This window comes from Rhizobium mulingense (genome assembly GCF_029194105.1).
Taxonomy (GTDB): domain Bacteria; phylum Pseudomonadota; class Alphaproteobacteria; order Rhizobiales; family Rhizobiaceae; genus Rhizobium; species Rhizobium mulingense.
In genome coordinates, this window is sequence record NZ_JARFVE010000022.1 from 13,369 (window position 1) to 37,090 (window position 23,722).

The 23,722-nt window shown below is 60.6% G+C and carries 24 protein-coding genes and 2 pseudogenes; 17 read left to right on the forward strand and 9 right to left on the reverse strand.

All coding sequences use genetic code 11. From position 1 onward, the window contains the following. The first annotated feature begins 10 nt into the window (after positions 1-10). The 12 genes from PYR71_RS29160 to PYR71_RS29215 all read left to right on the forward strand — a co-directional run bounded on the left by PYR71_RS29160 (position 11) and on the right by PYR71_RS29215 (position 10,580). Complete coding sequence (locus tag PYR71_RS29160; RefSeq protein WP_225884182.1) at positions 11-2,551, forward strand: hypothetical protein; 2,541 nt, start codon at positions 11-13, stop codon at positions 2,549-2,551. Between the two features lie 305 nt (positions 2,552-2,856). Next, entirely contained in the window at positions 2,857-3,114 is a 258-nt protein-coding gene (locus PYR71_RS29165; RefSeq protein WP_008534237.1) for a hypothetical protein, read from the forward strand. Between the two features lie 50 nt (positions 3,115-3,164). Beyond that, positions 3,165-3,641, forward strand: a complete 477-nt coding sequence (locus PYR71_RS29170) for a hypothetical protein (protein WP_064820006.1) — start codon at positions 3,165-3,167, stop codon at positions 3,639-3,641. Continuing rightward, positions 3,638-4,468, forward strand: coding sequence for a type III secretion system inner membrane ring lipoprotein SctJ (gene sctJ, locus PYR71_RS29175; RefSeq protein ID WP_046977177.1), 831 nt, complete (start codon positions 3,638-3,640; stop codon positions 4,466-4,468). Before PYR71_RS29170 ends, sctJ begins: the two co-directional genes overlap by 4 nt. 2 nt (positions 4,469-4,470) lie before the next feature. Further along, a complete protein-coding gene (locus PYR71_RS29180) occupies positions 4,471-5,100 on the forward strand; it encodes a hypothetical protein (RefSeq protein WP_046977178.1) in 630 nt (209 codons plus the stop codon). Continuing rightward, a complete protein-coding gene (gene sctL / locus PYR71_RS29185; RefSeq protein WP_046977179.1) occupies positions 5,097-5,660 on the forward strand; it encodes a type III secretion system stator protein SctL in 564 nt (187 codons plus the stop codon). Before PYR71_RS29180 ends, sctL begins: the two co-directional genes overlap by 4 nt. Beyond that, a complete protein-coding gene (locus tag PYR71_RS29190) occupies positions 5,653-6,972 on the forward strand; it encodes a FliI/YscN family ATPase (protein ID WP_046977180.1) in 1,320 nt (439 codons plus the stop codon). The genes sctL and PYR71_RS29190 overlap by 8 nt, the downstream gene beginning before the upstream one ends. Beyond that, positions 6,969-7,988: a FliM/FliN family flagellar motor switch protein gene (locus PYR71_RS29195; protein ID WP_046977181.1), complete on the forward strand. Its 1,020-nt coding sequence runs from the start codon at positions 6,969-6,971 to the stop codon at positions 7,986-7,988. Before PYR71_RS29190 ends, PYR71_RS29195 begins: the two co-directional genes overlap by 4 nt. Next, positions 7,988-8,641 carry a type III secretion system export apparatus subunit SctR gene (gene sctR, locus PYR71_RS29200; protein ID WP_046977182.1) on the forward strand — a complete coding sequence of 218 codons (654 nt, stop codon included), beginning with the start codon at positions 7,988-7,990 and terminating at the stop codon, positions 8,639-8,641. The genes PYR71_RS29195 and sctR overlap by 1 nt, the downstream gene beginning before the upstream one ends. A gap of 65 nt (positions 8,642-8,706) precedes the next feature. Beyond that, positions 8,707-8,976 carry a flagellar biosynthetic protein FliQ gene (locus PYR71_RS29205; RefSeq protein WP_046977183.1) on the forward strand — a complete coding sequence of 90 codons (270 nt, stop codon included), beginning with the start codon at positions 8,707-8,709 and terminating at the stop codon, positions 8,974-8,976. Positions 8,977-8,986: 10 nt separating this feature from the next. Then, positions 8,987-9,796: an EscT/YscT/HrcT family type III secretion system export apparatus protein gene (locus tag PYR71_RS29210; protein ID WP_046977184.1), complete on the forward strand. Its 810-nt coding sequence runs from the start codon at positions 8,987-8,989 to the stop codon at positions 9,794-9,796. Then, a complete protein-coding gene (locus tag PYR71_RS29215; protein ID WP_046977185.1) occupies positions 9,783-10,580 on the forward strand; it encodes an EscU/YscU/HrcU family type III secretion system export apparatus switch protein in 798 nt (265 codons plus the stop codon). The genes PYR71_RS29210 and PYR71_RS29215 overlap by 14 nt, the downstream gene beginning before the upstream one ends. A 60-nt stretch (positions 10,581-10,640) precedes the next feature. Here PYR71_RS29215 and PYR71_RS29220 read toward each other — a convergent pair whose 3' ends face one another. The 4 genes from PYR71_RS29220 to PYR71_RS29235 form a co-directional block, all read right to left on the reverse strand. Next, positions 10,641-11,555, reverse strand: coding sequence for a pectate lyase (locus PYR71_RS29220; protein ID WP_046977186.1), 915 nt, complete (start codon positions 11,553-11,555; stop codon positions 10,641-10,643). Positions 11,556-11,597: 42 nt separating this feature from the next. After that, the gene (locus tag PYR71_RS29225; protein ID WP_064820007.1) at positions 11,598-13,529 is read right to left on the reverse strand and encodes a flagellar biosynthesis protein FlhA; all 1,932 of its coding nucleotides are present in this window, start codon (positions 13,527-13,529) and stop codon (positions 11,598-11,600) included. Between the two features lie 23 nt (positions 13,530-13,552). After that, a complete protein-coding gene (locus PYR71_RS29230) occupies positions 13,553-14,521 on the reverse strand; it encodes a SctD/MshK family protein (protein ID WP_064820008.1) in 969 nt (322 codons plus the stop codon). Positions 14,522-14,609: 88 nt separating this feature from the next. Beyond that, positions 14,610-14,777, reverse strand: coding sequence for a hypothetical protein (locus tag PYR71_RS29235; RefSeq protein ID WP_007636000.1), 168 nt, complete (start codon positions 14,775-14,777; stop codon positions 14,610-14,612). A 254-nt stretch (positions 14,778-15,031) separates the two neighbouring features. On the opposite strand from PYR71_RS29235, the gene PYR71_RS29240 reads away from it, so the two are divergent. Next, a complete protein-coding gene (locus PYR71_RS29240; RefSeq protein ID WP_008534289.1) occupies positions 15,032-15,580 on the forward strand; it encodes a hypothetical protein in 549 nt (182 codons plus the stop codon). 9 nt (positions 15,581-15,589) lie between these two features. Beyond that, positions 15,590-16,003 carry a hypothetical protein gene (locus PYR71_RS29245; RefSeq protein WP_064820009.1) on the forward strand — a complete coding sequence of 138 codons (414 nt, stop codon included), beginning with the start codon at positions 15,590-15,592 and terminating at the stop codon, positions 16,001-16,003. Positions 16,004-16,007: 4 nt separating this feature from the next. Here the strand turns inward: PYR71_RS29245 and PYR71_RS29250 are convergent, their stop codons facing one another. Next, positions 16,008-16,505 (reverse strand): helix-turn-helix domain-containing protein, encoded by a 498-nt coding sequence (locus PYR71_RS29250; protein ID WP_064820010.1) that lies wholly within the window; start codon positions 16,503-16,505, stop codon positions 16,008-16,010. 459 nt (positions 16,506-16,964) lie between these two features. Between PYR71_RS29250 and PYR71_RS29255 the strand changes: the two genes are divergently transcribed. After that, positions 16,965-17,348, forward strand: a complete 384-nt coding sequence (locus tag PYR71_RS29255; RefSeq protein WP_008534295.1) for a hypothetical protein — start codon at positions 16,965-16,967, stop codon at positions 17,346-17,348. On the opposite strand, the gene PYR71_RS29260 is transcribed toward PYR71_RS29255, so the two are convergent. Next, positions 17,345-17,602, reverse strand: coding sequence for a hypothetical protein (locus PYR71_RS29260; protein ID WP_018447059.1), 258 nt, complete (start codon positions 17,600-17,602; stop codon positions 17,345-17,347). The two genes, PYR71_RS29255 and PYR71_RS29260, sit on opposite strands and share 4 nt — an antisense overlap. Before the next feature lie 327 nt (positions 17,603-17,929). Between PYR71_RS29260 and PYR71_RS30900 the strand changes: the two are divergent. After that, a pseudogene (locus PYR71_RS30900) lies at positions 17,930-18,277 on the forward strand (DUF4334 domain-containing protein); the annotation flags it as partial. Positions 18,278-18,547: 270 nt separating this feature from the next. On the opposite strand, the gene PYR71_RS29275 reads toward PYR71_RS30900, so the two are convergent. The 3 genes from PYR71_RS29275 to PYR71_RS29285 form a co-directional block, all read right to left on the reverse strand. Then, positions 18,548-19,297: an HAD family hydrolase gene (locus tag PYR71_RS29275; RefSeq protein ID WP_004675991.1), complete on the reverse strand. Its 750-nt coding sequence runs from the start codon at positions 19,295-19,297 to the stop codon at positions 18,548-18,550. A 158-nt stretch (positions 19,298-19,455) separates the two neighbouring features. Next, a complete protein-coding gene (locus PYR71_RS29280) occupies positions 19,456-20,556 on the reverse strand; it encodes a cysteine protease StiP domain-containing protein (protein WP_077991529.1) in 1,101 nt (366 codons plus the stop codon). 114 nt (positions 20,557-20,670) lie between these two features. Continuing rightward, complete coding sequence (locus PYR71_RS29285; RefSeq protein ID WP_225884181.1) at positions 20,671-21,804, reverse strand: phosphoribosyltransferase domain-containing protein; 1,134 nt, start codon at positions 21,802-21,804, stop codon at positions 20,671-20,673. Positions 21,805-23,057: 1,253 nt separating this feature from the next. Here PYR71_RS29285 and PYR71_RS29290 point away from each other — a divergent pair. Then, a pseudogene (locus PYR71_RS29290) lies at positions 23,058-23,722 on the forward strand (transposase); the annotation flags it as partial.

The following is a 23,722-nucleotide window of genomic DNA, read 5'->3' on the forward strand; positions in this document are numbered from 1 at the left end:
TTCCGATTTCATGAGCGAGATCAATCAGGGCTTCATGGAAGGGCTGAAGGACAAGGACAAATCCTTCGAGAGCATCGACGTCGTCAAAAACCCTCACAATTACACTGCCGAGCAGAAACTGATCATGTATCTCGATCTGCTTCAGACCAAGGCGACCTTCGGCCAATACAAGGACAGCCTCGGCGACAACCAGCGCGGCATCTACAACGACCAGGAGATCCTGAAGGATCTCGACAAGTCGATCGCCATCCTGGGCTCGGACCCCGACGTCAACTCGCTGATGACGGAGAAGGCGCTGAAGGCCTTCAAGCTGATCTTCTCCGGTTATCGCGTGGCGCCGCCCGATACGAACAAGGACGCTTCCGAGATCATCAACGACACGATAACGCGTGACGAGAAGATGAAGGACCTGCGTACGAAGGTCGAGGATGCCTTTGAGCGCGACATCGTCAATGGCGGCCTGCTGAATGACGGTCTCAAATCCGGCAAGGACGTCACCACCATTCTCAAGGAATATAATGCCGCCCTCGGCTTCTATTCCATGGTGCTTCCCGACGATTTCGTAAAGCAGCGCTCGGCGATTGCCGACAAGACCTATGCCGAATTCTTCGACAAGAACGTGCTGCCGACGATCTCCGATCCGACGACGGCGCTCGATGGCCTGATCCGCATGGGACTGGCCGGCAACAAGACCGAGCGGGAACTGAAGGGGCTCGGCTCCATCCTGCCGGTTATGGATTTCGACCAGTCGCTCGGGCTCGGCGGCAGCCTGTTCCCCGATCTCAAGATCGACCTCGACGGTTTGAAAAAGGTTGCCGCTTCCGAATTCGGCAGCACCGTGCCCAACAATATCACCCACCTGTTCAACCCGACCATCCAGGCGATGGCCAACCAGTTTTACGGGTCAGACAGCCCCGAGGTGCGCGATCAGTTCAAGGCCGACGTCAAGGCGCTTCTCGGTCCGCTGCTCGACAAGGTAGGCGCCGGAGAAATCGGCATCGGCGATCTCGCCGGCAATCTGGAGCGCCTGACGTCGCGCCTGAGCGCACCCGGCGGCAAGGAGGTCTTGGGCTACCGCCATGCGGTGCAGACCGCGCTGGAAGGGCTCGTCATGGGCGCCAGCCTGGTCTCGAAGTTGCCGGCCAATGCCGAGTGGGACAAGAGCGTCTCGCCGCTGCCCTCCAGCAATCTCGCCAGCTATTCGTTCAACGACGTCATGGCGGCGATCATGATCGGCACCGGGCTGGCCGGCAAGGGCATTGCCGCCAACGGCTCAGACGGCGGGCGCTTCTTCGCCGGCAGCGGGGGCGACGCCTGGATCGCCGAGCGCATGTTCGCCACCAAGGACAATGGCTGGAGCAAGACCATCCAAAGTCTCGATCTGCCCTATATCGACAGCGAATATCTGACATCGAGCCTCAAGGACATGGGACTTTCCATGTCAGGCCTGATGAAGACGCTGATGCCCGGCACGGATGTGATCGATCCAATCATCGTCGACGGCAAGACCGCCGAAGAGGCGATCAAGAAGATCATCGCCCCGAGCCTCGACGCGCTGGCGGAAACCCTGTTCAAGGGCAATGCCGATGCCATGGCGCAATACAAGACCAATTTCACGACGATCTTCACCGCGCTTTGGGCGACGATGCGACCGGGCGGCAGCGTCGAAACGATCAAGGCCGACCTTGCCAAGCTGATCGACAAGACCGCGACGGCGGCGCCGGCAGGGGTCGATCCTGTCAAATACAAGGCGGCGCTCTCTTCCGGCGTGATGTCGGTGCTCACCGCATCCCGCTCCATCTATGCCGGCCTCAACATGACCAGCCCGACCTGGGACAGCATCGGCATCGTGGTTCTGCACGCCCTTGGCGCTCTCGCGCACATGGGCAGTGCGCTCGGCTCGGCGATCAAAGCCTCGAATTTTTCGCTGCTGGATGGGATCAGTTCACTCGTCGGCGTTTCCGACGAGCTGGCGCGGGCGCAGCGCAGCGTGCTCTCCGCCTTTTTCAAGAATACCGGGACGACGGTTGGCGCCGTTGCCGGCGTCGCTTGGCTGCCGGTGGAATATTACCAGTTCCTGCAGGGGCTCACCAGTGGCAAGGGCGATCCGGTCGATCTCATCTTCATGGGTATCGGAACCGCGGCGGACACGGTCGGCGCGATCGAGGGCATCGCAGGCGTTGCCAATATGCTGGTGAATTCCACCTTCCTCGGGCGCACGGGCGCAACGGTAGCGCTCGTCTCCGGCGGCTTCTCGCTCGCCTTCGCAGTCGCCTGCGCGGTGTCCTGGGCGGCCTGGGCGGGCTTTGCCATCTACCAGAGCATCAAGCAGGAAAAAGCCTTCCACAAGCAGACCGACATGATGAACGACATGCTTAAGCGCACTGTCAACGACACGGTCGGCATCTACGCCAAGACCGGCCCGATCGTCGGCGCCAAGGGCGGCGTCGCCCCCGCGCCCCGCGACCCGGAACAGCGCGAGCTGACCCCTGAGAACTGGGACGCGATCATCGCCGATATCGAGAAGCGCCGCGGTACGGCGGTGGGCTGATCCGGGACGCTTTCGCAACACCAAATATCTGGGTACTCACAGGCCCGGTTGGCGTAGAGGCAGTCTGGCCTGTGAACATTTGATAGCAATAAATTTAAGTATGAATTTCATGCGCAATCTGGATATCTGCTGCGCTTTACGGATAAAAAACGTTCAATTTTAATATAAAGGTCGATAAAGTTGTCAATGCCGATTGCAAGTTCCGAAAATTAACCATCGGTTAAGTTTAAACAATTGACCGGCCGTTTTTTTATCCATATCAAATCATGCATTCATTTTGATAACTCCTTGATGGAAGTGCTCATATGGCCGTAGATTCAGTGAACTCCGACCTCAACCTGGCGCTCGCAAACCCTGTCTCGGTGGAGCTGACGACCGATAAGACGGGTTCCAAGGACACCACCGGCAGCACGACGAAAAAGGTCGATCCGAACAGCGAGAGCGAGATACTCTCCGCTGCCGTGGACGCGTTTCTGCCAGGCATGATTTCCAACACCCTGATGCTGAACAATTCGCTTTTCAATTTCGCCAAGGAGGCGATCGACGAAGGCAGCGACGAGTAGCGTTCCCGTTCATCGTTTGCAGTTGACGTGTACCGAGTTGAGGAATTGCAATGAGTGGAGAAGAACTTTCCGGCCGCGCCTTCACGCCGCCCGTCGACGGCGTATCGACAGGCAATGTGCTGAAGACCTCGGAGATCGTGGCGGAGCGGATCGGACTGCAACCGGCGGATTTCGCCGGCCTTCGGCCAACCGAACTCACCTCTATTCCCAACACCCAGGGCCGCAAGATCGCGCCTGAGTCCGACGCCGTCCCGCCCTCCTATTCACCGGAAGGCAATACCAGGCCCTCCAGCATTCTCGAACGGCTGTCGGCATTCTTCATGCCCGTGGCCGGGAGCGGCCAGCCGGAGACGCCGCTGGTGCGATTTGCCGCGGACAAGGATCACAGCGGCCCGAAGATCGAAGACATCACGACATCGATCGACCGGCTGGAGAAATCACAGCAATTCGCAACCGGCACGACGCTGCTGTCGTCACTCACCCAGTCGGTGATGTCGTCGTCCAAACGGCTGACGCAGGGCCAGTGAATATCATGATCTCATCGGCCCTTGCGAGATCATCGATCTCTTCGCCCGCGCGCAAAGTCCTTCCGAAGGCCGCCATGCTCGCCCTCTGCCTGTTCCTCGCCGCCTGCAGCCAGGACGTGCTGACGGGACTCGATCAGCGCGATGCGCTGGATGCTCAGGTCCTGCTGGAACGCGCCGGCATCTCCGTCACCATGAAGAGCGAAAAGGGCGGGACCTATGCGATCATCGCTGAATCAGCCGATCATGCCCGGGCGATCGAGTTGCTGGCGGGCGCCGGTCTGCCGCGTCAGTCGTTCGGAAATGTCGCCGAACTCTTTCCCGGCAACGGCTTCCTTGTGACGCCTTACGAACAGAAAGCCCGGATGAGCTACGCCATCGAGCAGCAGCTTGCCGAAACGCTTTCCGGGCTTGACGGCGTGGCGACGGCGCGCGTCCATGTGGTGCTGCCGGAGGAGAACGGCCGCGGGCTCATCAAGGAGAAGGCGAGGGCGGCGGCCGTGCTGCAATATCGCCCCGGCGCCAATCTCAACGAGATCGACATGAAAAGCCGATCCGTTCTGGTCAACAGCATCCGTGATCTCTCTTACGAAGATGTCTCGGTGGTGGTCAGCCCCTGGTCGGAGGTCGGCGCGCCGGCGGCTCCTGCCACAGCCGCAGCGCCCGCCCCAGCAGCACCAGTGACGCCGGCACCCGCTGCGGCGCCATTCTCGATGGTGCAAAGCGCTCTCTCGGCTTTCAAAGGCCCCAATCTGGCCGTGATCGGCGCCATCATCCTCGCCATCGGGGCATGCCTGCTGCTGCTGTTGCCGCAGCGGAAGGAGCGCTGAGCATGCGCACGCCGCGTTCGGACGGCGAGGCGATCTCGGATGCCGCGAGGATCCGCAGGGCAGCGCTGCTTTCCGCGGATATGCTGCCGGCCGCCCGATGGGATGGGACCGCGCCGCTCCTTGCCGATGGGTCTACCCTGTCACCGCGGCTGTATCGGCGGCTTTTCACTGAGATCGCGGAAGCCCATGGCGACCCCGCCACATTTGCCGACGGCGCCCGCCGCCTGATTTCCATGGACGCGGGCGGACGCGCAACGGCCGCGCTCCGGGCGGGCCTCGCCTATCATCTCGCAGCCTTCTGCCCCGCGGTCGATCGCCCGACCCTTGCGAGGCTCAAGGCCGTCTACGGCGAGGAAGCGGTCGCATTCGCCCTCGGCCACATCAATCTTTCCACGGCAACGCCGCCGCTTGATCTGTTGAGCGAGCAGGCAAGGCATGTCGTCGAGGCCGATGGCTGGTCGATGCTGGCGCTTCTGGCAGACGAATACCGGATCTCTGCGGCATGGCGGTGGGCGGGCTGGCGCGACATGGCCGAAAACGGCTCGGCTTCCCTCTTGAAGAGCCCGGCGCTCGTTCTGGCGACGGCCGCTGTCGACGAGGTCGCCTCCATACAGGAAGGCGCCGGACGATGAGCTCGGGATTTGCGCGCCACGACCGCATCATTCCGGCGGAGAGTTTCGGCCAGATCAGAGAGGCGGCGCAAATTCTGGAGGCTGCCCGCCACGACGCCGCCCAATCGCAGGCGACACTTGCCGCCGCCAGCGAGCAGGCCGCCCAAAACGGCTATCGCGACGGGTTCGAACAGGGCGTTCGCGATGCCGCCGCACGGCTTGCCGCCTCGCTCGGAAAAGCCGAACAGGAAATTGCCAATCTCGACAGCTGGGTCGAGGCGGTGGTTCTGAAATCGGTCGGATTGATCCTCGGATCGATGGAGGCCGACGAGCGCACGAGGCGATTGGTCCGCCACGCCATATCCCAGACCGCTGAGGCCCAGGAGATCGCCCTGCATGTCGCCCCCGACGATGCCGCCATGATCGCCCGGGCAATTGCGGATATCGATCACCGCATCACTATCGAGACGGATCCGCTGATGTCTGCCGGCGAGATTATTCTGGAGACGTCGGCGGGACGCAGCCAGATCGGCTTGAAAGACCAGCTCGCCACCGTGATCGAGGCCCTCGTCCATGGTTGACGCGTTGCTTCGGATGGAGCGGAGACTCGAACAAACGGACGTGCGGCGGCAGAGCGGGCGCGTAAAGAGTGTTTCGGGCCTGCTGGTGCGGGCGCTCATCCCCTCGGTCAGGATCGGCGAGCTTTGTGAACTGCATGAGCCGGGCCGAGGTCGCATCGGCCTTGCCGATGTCGTCGGCATCGACGGCGAGACGGCGCTTCTCTCGCTTCACGGCGAAACCCGCGGCATCTCCCTGCGCACGGAAATCGTCCCGACCGGCCGGGAACCGGCCGTCTCCGTCGGCAATTTCCTGCTCGGCGCGATCGTCGACGCACACGGCAATATCCTGCGTCCCTCCGCCAACCCCGCCGGCGAGGACGCGCGTTTCCTGCAGCCGCTCTACGGCCAGCCGGTCGATCCTCTGTCGCGGCGCCCCATCCGCCAGCCGTTTACCTCGGGGATTGCCGCCCTGGACGGATTGCTGACCTGCGGCCAGGGCCAGCGCATCGGTATTTTCGGCGCGCCTGGCGCCGGCAAGTCGACGCTGGTGTCCCAGATCGTCGCCAACAACAAGGCCGATGTGATCGTCTGCGCCCTGGTCGGCGAACGCGGACGCGAGGTCGGCGAATTCGTTGCCGGCAACATGCCGGAAGGCGTCCCCTCGAATGTGGCGTTGGTTGTCGCCACATCCGATCGCCCGGCGCTGGAGCGGTTCAAGGCGGTGATGACGGCAACGGCGATCGCCGAATATTTTCGCGAGCAGGGAAAACATGTGCTGCTCGTCATCGATAGCGTCACCCGCATGGCCCGCGCCTTGCGCGAAGTGGGGCTTGCTGCCGGCGAACCGCCGGTGCGACGCGGCTTTCCGCCTTCCGTATTCGCCGTCTTGCCACAGATCTTCGAGCGCGCCGGCAACAGCGCAAACGGCACGATGACAGCTTTCTATACGGTCCTCGTCGAAGGCGAAGAGCAGGACGATCCGATTGCCGAAGAAACCAGATCGCTGCTGGACGGCCATATCGTGCTCTCCGACAAGATTGCCAGGGCGGGCAATTTTCCGGCGATCGATGTGCTGGCCAGCCGAAGCCGGACGATGAGCGCGGTGGTGAGCGAGAGCCATCGCCAGGCCGCCGACAGGCTGCGCGCCCTGCTGGCCCTCTATGACGAGGTGGAACTGCTGATTCGCGTCGGCGAATATCGCCAGGGGCGCGATGCCGCCGTCGACGAGGCCGTCGCCAAACACGGGCTCATCCAGCGCTTCCTGTTTGACGGCCAGGGCAAGCCGCAGCCGTTCGGCGTGATCGTCGAAGCGATCGAGGAGCTTGTCCGATGAATATCGCAGCGACCGCATGGCCCCGGTCATCGATGGCCGAGAGCTTCTTTTCCCGTTCCGACACGATGATGCGCGCCGCCTGGCAAATTCCGGTCCGGGAGCAGACGCTTTCCGTTCGCCCACTGTCCCCCGATATCGCAGCCGCGCGGATCGTCGATCCGGTCGGTCTTCTCTGCCGCATCGGCGAACGGGAGCAGATGCTGATTGCGTCGGCCGGCGCATTGCGGTTGCTGGCCGAAAGGCTTGAACCGCTGCTCCTCTGGGAAAAACTGTCGCCGCATGAACAGGCGGCGGTGGTCGAACATCAGTTCGTCGAGGCCTTCGAGGCAATCGAGAACAAGATCGGCATCAGCCTGTCGCTGCTGCAGATCGGCGTGGAGCCGCAGCCGGATGCCAGCGGCAATTTCGGCTTCGAAATCGGCTGGAACGGCATGAGCCTGCCCTTGAGCGGCCGCTTCGACGAGGCTTTTCTGAACGGGCTGGTCGGCTGGGCGAGCCGCCTGCCGCGCCGCACGCTCGATGCCCTGACGACGACCGTCGGCATCCGGCGCGGTTATGCCGTGCTGTCGGTCGGTGAGATCAAATCCCTGCGATTGGGGGACGGCATCGTCATCGATGGGGCGGCGCCGGAGACCGTGATCGCGATCACGGGTGAACGTTACCTTGCAACCTGCATGCGATCGGACAAAGGCGCGGTCCTCACCCAGCCGCTTCTGTCGACGCCAACCGGACCAATGAGGCATTTCATGACGAATGAAACCGTCGATCAGGAATTGCAGGGCGAGCCGCGTCCGTCGCCTGTCGACAGCATCCCGATCAAGCTGGTCTTCGATGCAGGACGGCTGGAGCTTCCGCTTCGCACACTCGAGACGATCGGCGAAGGTTATGTCTTCAATCTCGACAGGCCGCTGACGGATGCCGTCGATATCATCGCCCAGGGCCGTGTCATCGGGCGGGGGGAAATTATCTCCGTGGATGGATTGAGCGCCGTTCGCGTGACAATGCTGCACGACTGATGGAACAGACCTTTCCTCTTGCCCAGAGCCTCGTGGCGATGGCGGCGATCTCGATGCTGCCGGTCATTGCCGTGATAGCAACCTCCTTTACCAAGATTTCGGTCGTTCTCCTGATCGTGCGCAATGCGATCGGCATCCAGCAGACACCGCCGAATCTCCTGGTCTTTGCGATCGCCATCGTGCTCTCGGCCTTCGTGATGAACCCGGTGCTGCAGAACAGCTGGCAATTGCTGCTCGCCCATAGCGGCGATTTCGCCACGGTCAGTGGTATGGCGGACGGCATGGTCAAGGTGGCGGCACCGCTGAAGGATTTCATGCTGAAATTTTCCGATGCCGAGGTCCGCGACTTTTTCGTCCAGGCATCGCAGAAAATCTGGGCAAACGCACCGGTTAGCCCGATCGCCTCCGACGACATCACCGTTCTGACGCCGAGCTTCCTCGTTTCGGAACTGACGCGGGCATTCGAAATCGGATTTCTGATCTATCTGCCCTTCCTGATGATCGACTTCGCCGTCTCCGCCATTCTCGTGGCGCTCGGCATGCAGATGATGTCGCCGACGGTGGTTTCAACGCCGCTGAAGCTGCTGCTCTTCGTCTCGATCGACGGCTGGCGGCGACTGCTGGAAGGTCTGGTGCTATCCTATGCGCAGTGAGCAGCCTGCCATGACGAACGCACCGGTTCGGGTGCCTGCCGCGCAGACCGGAAAGGCTTGCCGTCATGGGTGAGGATCAGGTCGCAGCCGAAATCGGCATGTCCGTGATGGCGACCTTCGCCTTGGCCGGCCCTATTCTGGGCCTTGCCGCACTTCTCGGCCTCGTCATCGCCATCTTCCAGGCGGCGACGCAGATCCAGGAACAGACCATCGCGCAGATCGTCAAGATTTTCGTGATCTCCATCACCCTGCTGCTGTTCGGCCGGGTGTTGGCAACGCCGCTGATCGAACATTCCGTTCACATCCTCAACGACTTCCCGACCATGGTTCAGTGAGGCGAGGCGGATGGGGCCGGATCATCTTCCGCTCGTCGGCATCGAGGTCGCGGCACCGGCCGCAGCCATGCTCGGCGCCGCCCGCGCGCTCGGGATACTGCTGATCTTCCCGATCTTCTCGCTGTTCAGCATCGTCGGCATCCTGCGTTTCGGCCTCGCAATCGGCCTGTCGGCGCCCTCCGTCGCCTTCGCTTATTCGACGCTGGCGCTGGGGGATACGTCCTGGTTCGATCTGGCCGCCCTTTCGATGAAGGAACTTTGCTTCGGGGCGCTTGTCGGCATGGGGCTCGGCATTCCCTTCTGGGCGGCCCAGGCGGCGGGTGATATGACTGATGTCTATCGCGGTGCCAATGCCGCCAATCTCTTCGACCAGATCAACGCGCTGGAAACCGCGCCGCTCGGTTCGCTGATGATGTCGATCGCCCTGGTGATTTTCGTCAGCGCCGGCGGCATCATCGATCTGGTCGCGATTTTCTACAAGTCGTTCGAGTTCTGGCCGCTCTTCAAGCTCATGCCCGCCATGCCCGACGATCCGCTCGACATGATCCTCGGTGTATTCGGCCGGCTGTTCAAAGCGGCCGGATTGCTTGCCGCCCCGTTCATGATCGTCACCTGCGCGCTCGAATTGTCGCTGGCCTTCGTTGGCCGCTCGTCGAAACAATTCCCGCTGAACGATAGCCTGCCGGCCATCAAGAACTTCGCGGTCGTGGTCATTCTCGTCATCTACACGGCCTTCATCTCCAGCTATTTCCACGATCTCTGGATCGACGGATTCAACGAGGTGAAAGCCATGCTGGAGGTGACCCATGGCCAAAAATGACGATACCGAAGAAAAAACCCTGCCGCCGAGCCGGGTGAAGCTCGATCGGCTCCGCCGCGAGGGCCAGGTTCCCCGCTCGAAGGAAATCCCGGTTGCGATCTCCGTTCTTGCCATCGCCGTCTACGTCACCTGGGGCTTGCCTGATATCCTCGAGGATTTCACCCGCAGTTTCGATAGCGGCCTGCAGTCCGCCGCGCGGGCCGACCTCTCCGACGCCGTCACTGTCGGCTTGAGCGAAACCGGCGTGGCGCTGCTCGATCTCATGTGGCTGCCGCTTGCCATGGGTCTTGCCGCGACCATCCTGGTGTCGATCCTCGACGGGCAGGGGTTTCCCGTATCGTTCAAACATATGAGCTTCGATTTCACCCGGCTCAATCCGTTCGAGGGCATCAAGAGGCTTTTTTCGCTCGCGAGCATCGCCGAGTTCGTCAAGGGGCTCGTCAAGTTTGTCCTGCTCGCCGCCGCCGGCGGCGGTGCGATCCTCTATTTCCTCAACAGCATCTTCTGGTCGCCTCTTTGCGGAGAAGCATGCACGCTCTCCACGACAGCCCATCTCCTCGGCTCGATCCTCGTCATTGCCGCCGGCATCATGGTGGCGGCGGCCTTTTTCGATATCCGCATTTCGCGCGCGCTGTTCAGGCACGAACACCGCATGACCAAGACCGAGGCGCGGCGCGAATACAAGGATACCCAGGGCGACCCGAAGCTGAAATCGGCGCGCCGGCAAATCGGCGCGGAAATGCGCAGCAGCCCGCCGCGCAGGCAAGGACCAGGCCGGCAATGAAAAGCGGGAGCCTAAGCCGCCCGCTTGATCTTCGCTTTGCGGTTCCGGTGGTCGGGCGTCTCAGACGCCCGATTGGTTGTCACCTACACGCGTCCAGTTCTTCACATCGTCCAGCGTGATATCGGAGAGGAACGTCACGCTGGCAAGCGAGCTGTCGGTGCGGAAGACGTTGCTGCCGTGGGAGAACGCCCCGCCATCGATGGTGACGTCGGCGTCGATCTGCTTGCCGCCGTTGGTGCGCACGAGCGTGGTAAAGCCGTCAGCGACGAAATCCTTCAGATAGAACCTCGTGTCGGCATTGATCTGGAAGATCTTGTCGGTCGCGCCCTTGGCGGAGCCACCGATAATAGTGACGTCGCCGGCGCTTTTTACCGTCAGCGCATCCTCGCCGACATTCTGCCAATTGACGTTTTCGAGCGTCGCGCCGCCATAGACGTGAATGCCGTCGGCGCCATTCTCGCCGAGATCGACATTCTTGAGCGTGGCGCCGTTCTTGAGAATGAACAGCGGCGATTGGGTTTCGGACTGGCCGCCATCGCCGAGCTTGGACGAGGCCGTATAGGTCGCGCCCTTGCCGTCGAACACGCCGCCATCCACGACGATCGGCTCGTTGACGACGATGACGCTGCCCTCTTTCGAGAGGTCGGGTTTTTCCGTCGTGGTCTGCAAAGTCGTGGCCTGTTTCTCGTCGGATGGATCCACCTTCTTGGAGTGGGATTGCCAGTTGATGTGCTTGCGCAGCAGATCCTTGGGGTCGGAATCCATGCCGTTTTCCGACGTTTCCCGCGACTTCGGCACATAGGAGGTCAGCGTCGGCGGGTTGCCGGAGAAATCTTCGAAGGGCGAGACCTTGCGGGTTCGGATGGCGGTGAAATCCGTGTCGGCCCTATTGCTGCCGCCAAGGCAATCGGACTCAAGGTCGAAACGGGAGGTTCTGTCGAAGTCTATGGGCCTTTGTCCATCTACGCCACACATTGCATTCATCCCCAGTTGGTCTCGTCTACTTCACTTGCTCTATCAGCCCGGCCTTTGTTTGGAGCCGGCAGCGTTCCGGATTTGCCCGATCTCTCCGATGGTTTCGATCGTTATATCCCTGTCGATCTCCTCCGCCGCCAGCACCGGAATGCGGCAGTTGTGGTGGATCATCAGCGTCTGGGTGAGCAGGCGCCACTCGCCCGGCACGATGATGATGGGATCGTATCCCCGCTCGTTGGCGTCCTCGAGAGCCTGCCTGGCTTTCTCGGCCAGCAGGCGCAGCCTTTCGGCTATCTCGATCTTCTCGGTCGCTCCAGCGGCGTCATAGGAGCGGATGAAGTGGTCCCATTCGGCGGGAAGCACCAGCGCCGGCAGCAATCCGCGCCGGTCGAGAAGCCCGAAGGCGATCTGCTTGACCAGCGCGGCGCGCGCCATTTCGGCCAGGGCATCCGGCGCGTGATCGGTGCCGGCGTGCAGCATCACTTCCAGCAGTCCGCGCGGCTGGGAAAGCGTCACGCCGGAATCCAGCAGGCGTCTGACGACCGCGACCGTCAGCATCAGCGGCACCTGGGTGGCGACGTCGATCGCCAGTTTGCCGAGACGCGGTTCGAGGCTGCCCAGCCATTGTGCCGCGTCGTCGACGCTGAACAGGGCGCCGATATGGCGGCGGACGATGCGCACGATGTCGTCGGCAATCTGTTCGGCCGTCCGTTCGGGACCGCAGCTGACGAGACCGGCGGGCACGTTTTCGACCTGAAGGTGGATCAGATCCTCGGCCATGCGGGGATCGGCGTTGAACGTCGGCACCGTCACGGAGACGCCGACGGCGCGCGCCGCCATGCGGATCCGCCCGTCCAGCATTTCGCCGAGCCGCATCGCCTCAAGCCGCGCCAGCGTTTCCACCGAGACGGTGGCGACGACGGGATCGCCATATTTCGTCCGGTCGAGCGGATAGGAATTGGCGCTTTCCACGGCATTCGCCGATCCGGCTGCGGCCGGGCCGGTGCGCCGGCGATGCACCATAAAGGCAAGGCCCGCCAGGCACAGGCCGATTGCGCCGAGCACGCCTGTGGGAAATCCCGGCACGAAGCCCGCGCAGATCGTCAGCGCCGCCGCAATCGCCAATGCGCGGGGCTCCCGGAAGAGTTCGCGGCCGATATCGCTGCCGAGGCTGCCATTGCCGTCATCGGACACGCGGGTCACGACGATACCCGCCGAGACTGCCATCAGAATGGATGGGATCTGCGAGACCAGGCCGTCGCCGATCGACAGCAGCGTATAGAGATGGGCCGCCTCGGCAAAGCTCAGGCCCTTCTGGAAGATACCGATCGCCAGGCCGCCGATGAGATTGACGGCGACGATCACCAATCCTGCGACCGCATCGCCCTTGACGAAGCGCATGGCGCCGTCCATCGCGCCGAAGAACTGGCTCTCCTGTTCGAGACGCGACCGGCGCTTCTGCGCGGCTTCCGTGCTGATATGGCCGTTGCGCAGGTCGCTGTCGATGGCGAGCTGCTTGCCCGGCATGGCGTCGAGCGTGAAACGGGCGCCGACCTCGGCGATGCGCTCGGCGCCCTTCGTCACCACGATGAACTGCACCAGCGCCACGATCAGGAAAATGATCAGCCCGACGACGACATTTCCCGCAACGACGAAATCGCCGAAGGCCATGATGATCTCGCCGGCATCGGCGTCCGCCAGCACGAGCCGGGTCGAGGAAATCGTCAAGGCCAGGCGGAACAGCGTGCCGATCAGAATGACCGCGGGAAAGGTCGCGATTTCAAGCACGCTCTTCAGATAGGTCGTGGTGATCAGCACCACGAAAGCGAAGGAGAGATTGAAAGCGATCAGCACGTCCAGAACGATTGTCGGAAGCGGCAGCACCAGCATCGTCACGACGGAGGCGAAAAAAACCGCAAGCAGCATATCGGTGCGCTGCGCAAGCATGGCGATGGCGGATGACCTTACCTTCATGATCCGGCTTCCGACGCCATCGCCTATTCTTGTTCGCTGCTGGAAATTTCGGCGAGCTTCGGCTCGGCATTGCCGGCAGAGGCGAAATTGACCGTATCGTCCTCACTGTCACGGGAAACGATCATCTGGTCTTTGCCGATCTCCTTGATGCGCCAGCCGCTCGCAACGACATCGCCTTCCTCGTAGCGGCGACCGTCGGAGCCGATGATGAATCTGACGGGCGTATAGCCGGCGGCGGCGACGAAGCCGTCGAGACCGGAAGAGAGGGCGGTGAGATCGACGATGGAAACGGAACCCCGCCGGCTCATCGAGGCGATGATGCTGCGCAGCTTGGTCTCATCGGGCAGGCCGAGAGGCCGCGATCCTTCGCCGATGCGAATTTCGTCGGCGGTGGCGACGATGCTCAGATCTTGGGGAAGCTGAGCCATACGAATGGCCTGGCGGATTTCGGCAGCGATCGCCGCCGATGACGGCGCCGGTTCGGGCGCGGCGGAAACCTTGACGAGCGGGGCTTCGTGAGCCGGCGCATCGCTGTTGTAAAGGCCGGCCAGCAAAAGCAACGCCGCCAGCCCGAGAAGGCCGGCAGCCGCAATCCGGCGCGGCTCGAACCGCACGCGCCGGGCGCCGAGACCTTCGAGTTCGCAGATCGTGCCGTCGAAGGAGATGGTCTGTCTCTTCGTAAGGCTCATCGTCCGATCGCGCGGGATGGAACGACCGTCGATCGCCACGTCATCCCGCAACGCGGTCAACGACACCGTGTCGGAGCCGCGGGAGCGCTGCAGACTGATGGCAAAGGCGGGTTCCGGTTTGGCGCCTAGGATGATCAGGTCACAATCGGCGCTGCCGCCGACCACCTGCCGCTCCGCCGTCAACGGCAGAATGGAGCTGCGCCCGGCGCGCGTGATGCGCAAGACCGGTCCGCCGCTGCCTGACGCAGTGTTGCCGGCGTTACCTCTGAATGTCGGCGAAGAGGGATCTAGATCCATGGTCATCTTGTTCCCGAACCGTCCGTCGAGCGGCTTTTATTGTCTTCGAGAGCGGGGAAGCGAGACGGGCGAACCCGTCTCGCCATTGTTTCAATCAGCCTGGGCCGATCTTCTTGATGGCGTTTGCGACGCCATTGATCTTGGTGATTTCGGTTGCAACCTGCAGGCTCTGCGCGGTCGCTTCGTTCTGGGCCGACTTGAAGGCGGAAATCGCCGAGCCGATGCCCGCATCAAGTGTCGAAGTACTAGTGCTGGTAGCCATGTCTTGAACTCCTTGCATGGTTTTGGCGGCCAGAACCTTGCAGAATTCAAGATCGAATTCAATAGCTTATGTTAAAAAGTTATTAATTCGCGATATGTACAACAAATGCGCGAAATGGATATCCGTCCTGTTCCCAGCAGACCGATGATCTGCAACAGTAGATCAGATAATTATTAATAGACTGGATTTTGCAGCCCCTGCCTTCCTTCGTTCATTAGTTGTCGGGCGATATCCGGATCGTGAGGTAAACTCAGATGTTTGCGCGTTTTGTTTACATGGCCGCTATCGGACTGCTGGCCTCCTTTCCTCCACCGGCCGGCGCCAGCGAGCGGGAGGTGCGCCTGGATGTCGTCTCCCTGCCGCTTGGCGATGTTGTCCAGACGTTGTCCTTCATGTCCGGCATCCCGGTCACGACAGTCGGGACACTGAGCGGCAAGGTCGAGCACTGGTCCGTGCGGGAAAGCGGAGCCAAGGCCTTCGTCAAGCTTGGCGATGCCAGCAATCTCTTCGTCGCCTATGACGGCAGCCGCATCATCATCGCGCCGAAGCAGGAGGTCTCCACCGTTGTCCTCGATCGCGGCGGCCGCAGCTGGAAGACCGAGCAAAACGCCATTCGCGCGCTGTTCCCGCTGCTGCCGGACGATGCGCTGCGTGAAGATCCCGCCAGCGGCTTGGTGCTGGTGCGCGGGCCCGCCGTCTTCACCAAGGCCGTCGAAGACGTGCTGAGCCGGCAGCAAGCCGACAGCATCAAGGTCATCAAGGGCGGCCAGCTGGAAATCCTGACGACGAACAACGGTGCCTGAGCGGCTGATATGAAGGCGCTGAAATCTCTCAGGCAGTTGCTGCAGATCCGCAGCCTGCGGGCCGACAATCTTTCCCGCAGCCTCTCTGAGGCGCGGGCGGATGCCGAAAGCGCGCGGGAGCGGGAAGCAAAAGCCTCCGAAGCGCTCGACATCGCGGCAAGCCGGGCCGCCGGCAATCCTGTCGTCGACGCATTGCGCAAGAGCGACGTTATCTCCGCCGCCGAGCTTCAGGACGCGCTGATGCGACAATCCGTATTGCGCAGCCATGAAGCCGATGCCAGCCTATCGCTTGCGCAGCGCAAAGCCGCCCGGCGCGCCGCGCAAGAGCGGGCAGAACACGTCGCCGCCGATTTTTCGCGGGCACAGAAGGCGGTATTGCGCACCGAGTTTTCGCTTGAAGCAGCGGAGAAAATCGACCGGTAGGGAGCTAAGAACCAGCAGATGAACCAACCGGCTTCTGTTCTTCCATCTCTTCATCGACAATCGAGCTGACGAGGGCAACGATCCGGCTGCGCACACGCGGAGAAAGGAGCAAAACGTCGTCTATCAGACGCCGTCCCTCCGCCGTGGAAATATAGGCAATCTTCTCATCGATCTCTGTTATGATTTGCTGGCCCTGAGTGGTTTCGGGATCTGGAAGACCTTCGAAAAACCTCGAAACAGGGATCTTGAGGCAATTGGCAAGCTCGTAGAGCATCGAAGCGCTGACGCGGTTCTTACCGCTTTCATATTTTTGTACCTGCTGCAAACTGACCCCGATGCCGGCGCCGAGATCCCCTAGGGATACATTCGACTGCATTCGGCGGATACGGATTTGCTGTCCGACATGCCGATCAACTGGATGCACCAACTCGCGCGCTAAATTCGACTGTTCGGCTTGCGCAGGCCTCGAAGTCCGGACCTGTGCTGCTGCATAGCGCTTCATGGTGGACACCCCGATGGAGAGTTTCACGCGGTGCGCCCCCGCTGAAAACTCGCTAAACCCACTGATCGGGGAGTTGGAAACCGTACACGACGGTCCTGTGGCCTTTAGTTCCGAGGAACCTGGACATACGCCACAGGCTCCTCGACCGAAGGTCAAGGAGTGTGATGCCGTTACGGCCGGCATCAACCACGTGTAGGGGTTTCCACACCCCAGGGCAGCGCGTACTGCCCTATCGAAAAAGATAGCGGGAATCCGCCCGCTGCGCAACCGAATTCTTTACAAGATTCAATAGCTTCGCTTTACGCTCGGACACTTGCCTCAAAAGCGAGAGGTCACGCTTCGGGCGGTAAAGTGGTCAGAAAACCAAAGGAGGTGCGATCAGCGGAACGCCCATTGCGAGGATTGTCTGCCCACTCTCCCGGAAGAGATGACGATGACACCTGGGAGAGCGCGGACGTCGTGGCGATCGAGGAGACGGACGATACCGTCACCGTACTTCTCTGGCATCTGAAATACTCGCAGGCAGTAATGGGGCGCCGGGCGGACGATCTTTACCTCGTTTGCGGTCAAGCACAGAAGGGGGTGAAGGGGACATGGAGCTTGAAGAACCTCATCAACCACCTGACCGTGAGAGAAACATCACATCTTAAGGGCCGGGCCCGTTTCATTCGAGGCAGCCTGAATGACTTGGCCACGCTTCGAAAGGCTGCCCGACGCAAGTTCATCGAGTACCGGATCGGGATTGTACAGCCGGGTCTTAACGGTGAAAACATACCCGCAGAACATCTTGCGCTTCTGGGAGCGACTGCCACTTCATACTGTCTGTCACCGGGTGTCCCCTAATGACTGTCGCGAACCGCACCGATCCAGCTTAGCTGCCGGCCACCGTCTCCAGCGGCGCTACTTTCCATGACGGCAGGGCCGCCGCGAACTGTCACGGCCTTCTTGGGGCTTTCGATATCGAAATTGACGTTGTAGCGGTTCCACTCTGTAACAGCGGCAGAGCCGCCGACAAAATCAGGGGTAGGAATGCTCGATGTCCTGCCGATTGTTGCGGCGGGTGCATAGCTGCAGTGCAACATAGACGCTGGCTTCATGGCGCTGGCCCGAGTATTGCTATTTTCATCGAAGCGATGCTTCCTCCCGCAACGCTTCGAAGTTTAGACGGCCCACTCCTCCTCCCAAAGGGACGTCTGTGGGAACAGCGGCACTCCTCCTCCCAGGTCGCCGTTCGGTTCTTTTAGGAAAGCCTGCCGCACCTCCTCCCGCGGCAGGCTTTTCTATTTCGGGGCGATGGGCCGTCAGAGCCCGAGATCAAGTTGGGACTGGGGTCGTGCATTGCCGATCGGAGGTCGTCAGCGTTGAAAGCGTGACGCCGAGCAGCCGCACTGGCCGCTTGAATGGATAGACAGTCGCCAATCGACGGGGCATCGTTCGATGGTGTGCTCGAAGATCTTGGCTGGTTCGGCAAACGGTTCACGCCGGACATGCGCGCCGATGTGCTGCTGTTTCGAGCGGGAGACCGGCGGCTGGTTGCCGTGGATCCCAAATGGATCCCGCTTCGGCTAACGTTGCGTTTTTATAAGATCGACAGGACGCGTGTGGCAAGCAACCAAGTTTTCCTATCTCCAGCGCCGGCTGCGGGCGAGGGCCCGGTCGCGTCTTTGAAGGCCATGATGTTCGGCTGCGTCAAGAGCGCGGCCATGGTCTATGACGATCAACCCATCGTCGACCATTTCCGGCGGATCGACGCCGAGAGGATCATGGGCGCGAAATTTCGCTCTGCGCAAGTAAGGCACGAACCGTCGAGACGGCAGTTCCTAATGAGCTCATCGAAAGGACATATCATGCTGAAATACAAGCTCTACGTACTCGTGGTAAAAGCCGACGGGAATCTCGCGATCCTCGCCGCGCTTGCCATGGTTCTTACCGCGATATGGCGCGGCGTTTTACCCATAGGAAGTTTCTACTAAAAGACTGGAGGTGCAGGATCATTCCTGCACCCTCCTCACATATCACCGCGTTCGCAGTACGCGTGTCACCTATCTCTCACGCGCAACAGCGGAAACGACAAGGTCTGTCATTTGAGAGTTACCCGGAGCACCCCACCAGTCGCAGAGGGACAGGTAGGAGAAGTCGCTCACACTGTCACCGTAGCCGATCACTGGGCGACCTGGATGCTCCGTCCGAAGCTTTTTGAGCAGAAATTGTGAGGCCACCCGTTTTGAGATCGCAGGCGGAACTAGCGCAAGGTTATTGCCGTTGTGGTGTCGAACCCAACCCCGTTTTTCTCGAATGATCGGCACAATCTCTTCAAGGCGTGAGCCGTCTCCGTCAATCTCTTTGAAGACAACATATGTCGCGAGATCAGCTTCCATCACCGACCAGCACCGGATGTGGACGCCAAGTTCCCTCGCCTTGGTCCTGCCCTCATCGAGGAGCTTATCGAAAAAGCCGGCAAGCGGCCGGAGCTCCCTTGCGACGACCTCATGCCATTCGGCGTCAGGCTTGCCGTCCTTTTTGAGGATGACGGCACCGTTCGATACGATTGAGTAGCTTTCAAACGCGATCGTAACGCGCGAAAGAGCCTCAGAGCCGCGCGCCGTAACCGGGATGGCCTCCGTGGAGACGAGCAGCCACTCGACAAAGGCAGCTTGAATCTTCGTCATATAGGAGTTGCTTCCATTAATGGATTTGGACGCCAATACCAGATCGGCTTCCGCAATCTCCGGTATCTTTTTCTTGGTTTGAAACAAGGTGTCGTCAAGGTCCACCAGAGCAATGGGCTTCATATGCGTACTCCAAAATGCGACTGGTTAAATATCTGATCGATTGCCAGATGTGAGTTTTCGCGGATTTTCCATTGGCAATGAATTTTACGATACGGAATTTGTCACATCTCAGTTTCCTTGACCTGCGCGCCGAGCTCGTAAGTAGACATACGTGGAGATTAGGAGACGTGCCGGATCAGCGTGACGGCGCGGTAGGGGGCGATCTTTCTAGGGGAGACGACATACGGGACGCCTTTGTTGTCGATCAGGTACATGAGGGCCGCGAGTTCTGGATCGGTTGGCGACGAGACGTACACCTTTTCCGGCACACGTCGCAGGATGGCCCTGGTCGCCTCCGCAATGCCCGGCTTTACTCGGTTGATGTTTGTTACGGCGTCCTCCCCCATCACCCAGGCGACGGCAGCGGCGGCGGCATCGCGATGCGCCCGGCGGGTCTCGATACTCCAGACGCTCGGGATTTCGGTTGCAATCACAGTGGAGACATCATTCCACATACCATCCACGAATGATCGGGAAATATCGTGTTGCGCGAGATTATCCCACTGGACGCAGGCGTGGAAGTCACCGGGACCGACGAGGGCAGCGTTGAGGATCGAGCGGCTGATAAGCCCGGATACGGTGCATCCTAGCATTCCGGAGGGAATAAGCCAGTCGTCGCCCGATGCGGCGAGCCATGCGCAGCCGCAGGGGTCGGCCAATACAACTAGCCGCGCAGGCCGGTCTGAGTAGTCCTTGAAGCTCTTTTCGAGTTGGTTCGCAATTGCTCCTTTGCCCGTCCAGCTATCTACGAAGACGATGCTCTCGACAGGACGCCTGGCAAGAATGTGGCGCATAGCCTCGTCGTCAACGCCCTTGTCGCGAATGATCGACAACCCGTAGTGTCCGACGTCCCGGCCGAGTAAGGCGATGGCCCTCTTGAGAAGGATGCCGAAGGGCACGCCGGCGCGGACCAAACTGACAAGGGTAATAGGACCCTCGACCGACTGCACGATCGCGAGGGCGAGGCGTGCCGTCTCGGCGCCCATGCGCGGGCCACCAGTGGCCATGGCCTTAGCAAACAGGTCCATGTATTCGCGGGTCGGGGCCATCTCGGCGGAAATCATTTCCGAGTAATGCCGCCGCCCGGATTGGATGGCCTCTTCCCTCGTGGCCGTGTCAGTAGGCTGAATATCCACTCTCTTGAGAAGGAGCGTCACGTCGTATTCGGCGTAGGAGCCTAGTGTGGCAGGGGAGGCGATGCTGTCATAGATATCCCCCATGGGAGTGATGTCCTTAGATAACGCGACAGCAGTGTTGTGTCGCTGTGGACTGGCGGAAATGTCCGATCGAGTGAGCCGATTTCGAAGCGGCAGACCGCATGGCCTAAGGCGGCTTCATTCACCTTCTACGTCTGAAAGGACAATGGGATCGCCCAGTGCGGACATCAGGCTGGCACAGACATTTTCCGGGCCTGTCTCCGAGCAGAGTATAATTTTCGAGTACAGCGCTGGATCGACGTTGTAGAGGTAATGTGGAACCGTTCCGCCGTAGTTGTCGGAGAACGAAAGTACTGAACCGATCGCGTGGCCTTTCGACAGGGGGGAACGCGTCACGGATGAATAGAAAACCTCAGCGCCCTCCTTTTCCAAGCGCTCCGCAAGCAGGAAGGGCTGCCACACGTGTTCGCCCGTTCCGAGTACGAGGGTAATCCCGTCATCGGCAGCGTTTGCATTGAGACCCTGCAAGTGATCGACGACGCCGAGACGCGCCCAGTCTCGAGCGACGTCGGGACAGACCTCGGGCCGCTTAGGACGGTCACAGTAAGGGACCTGCGGAGTAGCTGCCGTGAAATCCCCACGCGGAGTCCAACTGTACCGTCCGGAAACGATAGTAGCCTCACTGACTGTTCCCGTGATCTCCGCGCGGGCAGCGCCTTCTGACCAGTCGGTAAGCGTAAGTAGGACTGTGTGCTTCAGCTTCAAACGAATTTTTGCGGGAAGGGCAGCGAAGATGTTGGCAAATGTCTTACCTGTCGAAGCCTCATCGTCAACGAGTACCAAGCCGGTCGCACCATGAACCAAGTCGCGGAGCCTTGCCTCGCATGGTTCGTGCAGGAGGTGCCGCGGGGCATGGCTATGCTCTTCCTCAAATTCGCACAGCAGCGGCAGTTTAAGATCATGGCGAGTGGAGCAGATATATATTGCATCGCCGCGACCAGTGAGTTCGCGGAACCGCCGATGGACACCCGCACCAAGGCCAATGCCCGCTTCGGCTATTCCGATGAACAAAACCGGACCAGGAATATCGGCAGGAATCTGACGTGCAAGGAGGTCGAATGCATTTCCCATGACCGAAGGGCGGATCGGCAGGAATCGACCAAGAACCTTGGAAACAAACAGAAACGAGCGGTTCGGGTTGATTCGCTGCCCGAAGCCGAACATCTCGATGGGGGGTACAAGGCTTCGATCCACGTGAACCGAGATAGTGCCGTCGGCGAGTTGCGCAGAGTATGTTGAAGGATTCACCATTGCCAGCTTTCGAAAGTACGGACGTTTACCGTGGAAAAAATCCGTCCCATATGTTTCTGTGACGCCGCACGCTCATTGGCGTCTCGTTGACGAGCAGGGTAGCACTTACCTCTCGAGGCTCAGAGTGCATCCGCGCCACGATATCGCAGGAGAATTCGCCGGCCCTTGGCGCGAAGGCCAGCACGGCGCGAGCGCCTCCCTGGTTTCAGCTTCGTTGGGGCTAAATCCCGATCTGAGGCCTTCCTGCCCCGTCGATGCGGCTCGTGACCCATCTCCGACAAAGCGACTGGGGCGATAGAAATAGAGTTTACGTCAGTTCATCCTCGCTCTCTGCGGTGAATCAGTAGCATGAAGTGAAGCAAGGGACGTGCCACTCGGACATGCAGCACGAATGCGAGCTGAATAGGCACCAGAACTCGAATATTGCATTCCAGGTCTCACGCGGCAGATGTCCAGATTGCCGGGAAATTTCGTATTGCATCCATAACGGCTTTGGGCGACGGATTGCGGGACCTGCCATGGCAAGCGCGTGCGGTCGCGAAACCTCAGATGGCGGCGAAGCGCTGCAGTTAAGAGAGATGCTGGAGCGTATATTCGCCTAAACGCTGCTGACGTGGCGGTGGGGCCTTTGAACGGTGGACGAGATCAGCCGGGAAAAAAGGCGTAGCTTAATTGAAATCGGCAGGGTGTACCCCGCCCACTACCGGGGATCAGAGCAGGCCAGCCTTGGCCCCAACCTGCGATGATAGCAGGTGCCTGGGGCACCTCCAGCACGTCGAGGGTTCTGCATCTTCGTGTCAGCCAATAGCCGACAGTTCGCACCACGTTTGTATTCGCTTTGTCTGCTTTACGACAGACTTAAGTCTTGATGCCTGCACTCAGCCGTCGTTGTTCAGTCCCGGCATTTTCATGGAGCGGATCGAGGGTGAAACGTTCAGGCTGCGAAGTCTATGTCTTGCAGACGAACTCGTAGTGTGAGGCCCTTGAGGGTCTTGAGCCTGCGTGACCTGCCACTGAACTTTCATCCAGCGGCGATTAGAGCCTCGGCGGTTTTGAATACGCCAAGTGGCGCGGTGTGAGCAACCGGCACGCGGATCGTGTCCCAGCACCTGGTGTAGCTGACGGGAGGGAGTAAAGCCGAGTGCCCGCGCGCTTCTCGCTGCGCTGTAGCGGGTGATCGGCTTTGCGGGCGGCCATCAGTGTTTTCCGCTAGGGTCGGGTTGTTCAAGACCAACCTGACGGAAAGATCACCGATGACCAATGACATGATGAACGTGCGCTCCCTTGTTGAGAAGAGTGCCGATGCAGATTTGTTGCGTGAGATGATCGGTCTTGCTGCCGAGCGGCTGATGGAGCTGGAAGTAGGCTCGGCTACGGGTGCAGACTTCGGTGTGAAGAACTCGATGCGGCTCACTCAACGCAATGGCTACCGTGACCGCGATTGGGAGACGCGGGCTGGCACCGTCGAGCTTCGCATTCCGAAGCTGCGCAAAGGCAGCTACTTTCCGAGCTTCCTTGAACCGCGCCGCATGGCAGAGAAAGCTCTGACGGCCGTTATCCAGGAAGCGTATATCCAGGGAATCTCGACCCGTTCTGTCGACGACCTGTGGTGGACGCGACCTATCTCAAGGTCCGGCGTGGCGGCCGCATCGTCTCAGTCGCCGTCATTATCGCGGTGGGCGTCAACAGCGACGGTCGGCGCGAGGTCCTGGGTATGGAAGTTGGCACCTCGGAGGCCGAACCGATCTGGACGGAATTCCTGCGCAGGCTAACGCGCCGCGGTCTACGCGGGGTGAAGTTGGTTGTCTCTGATGCACATGAGGGCATCAAGGCTGCCGTTTCCAAGGTTCTCAATGCCACTTGGCAAAGGTGCCGGGTTCACTTCATGAGGAACGTGCTCGCGCATGCTGGAAAGAGC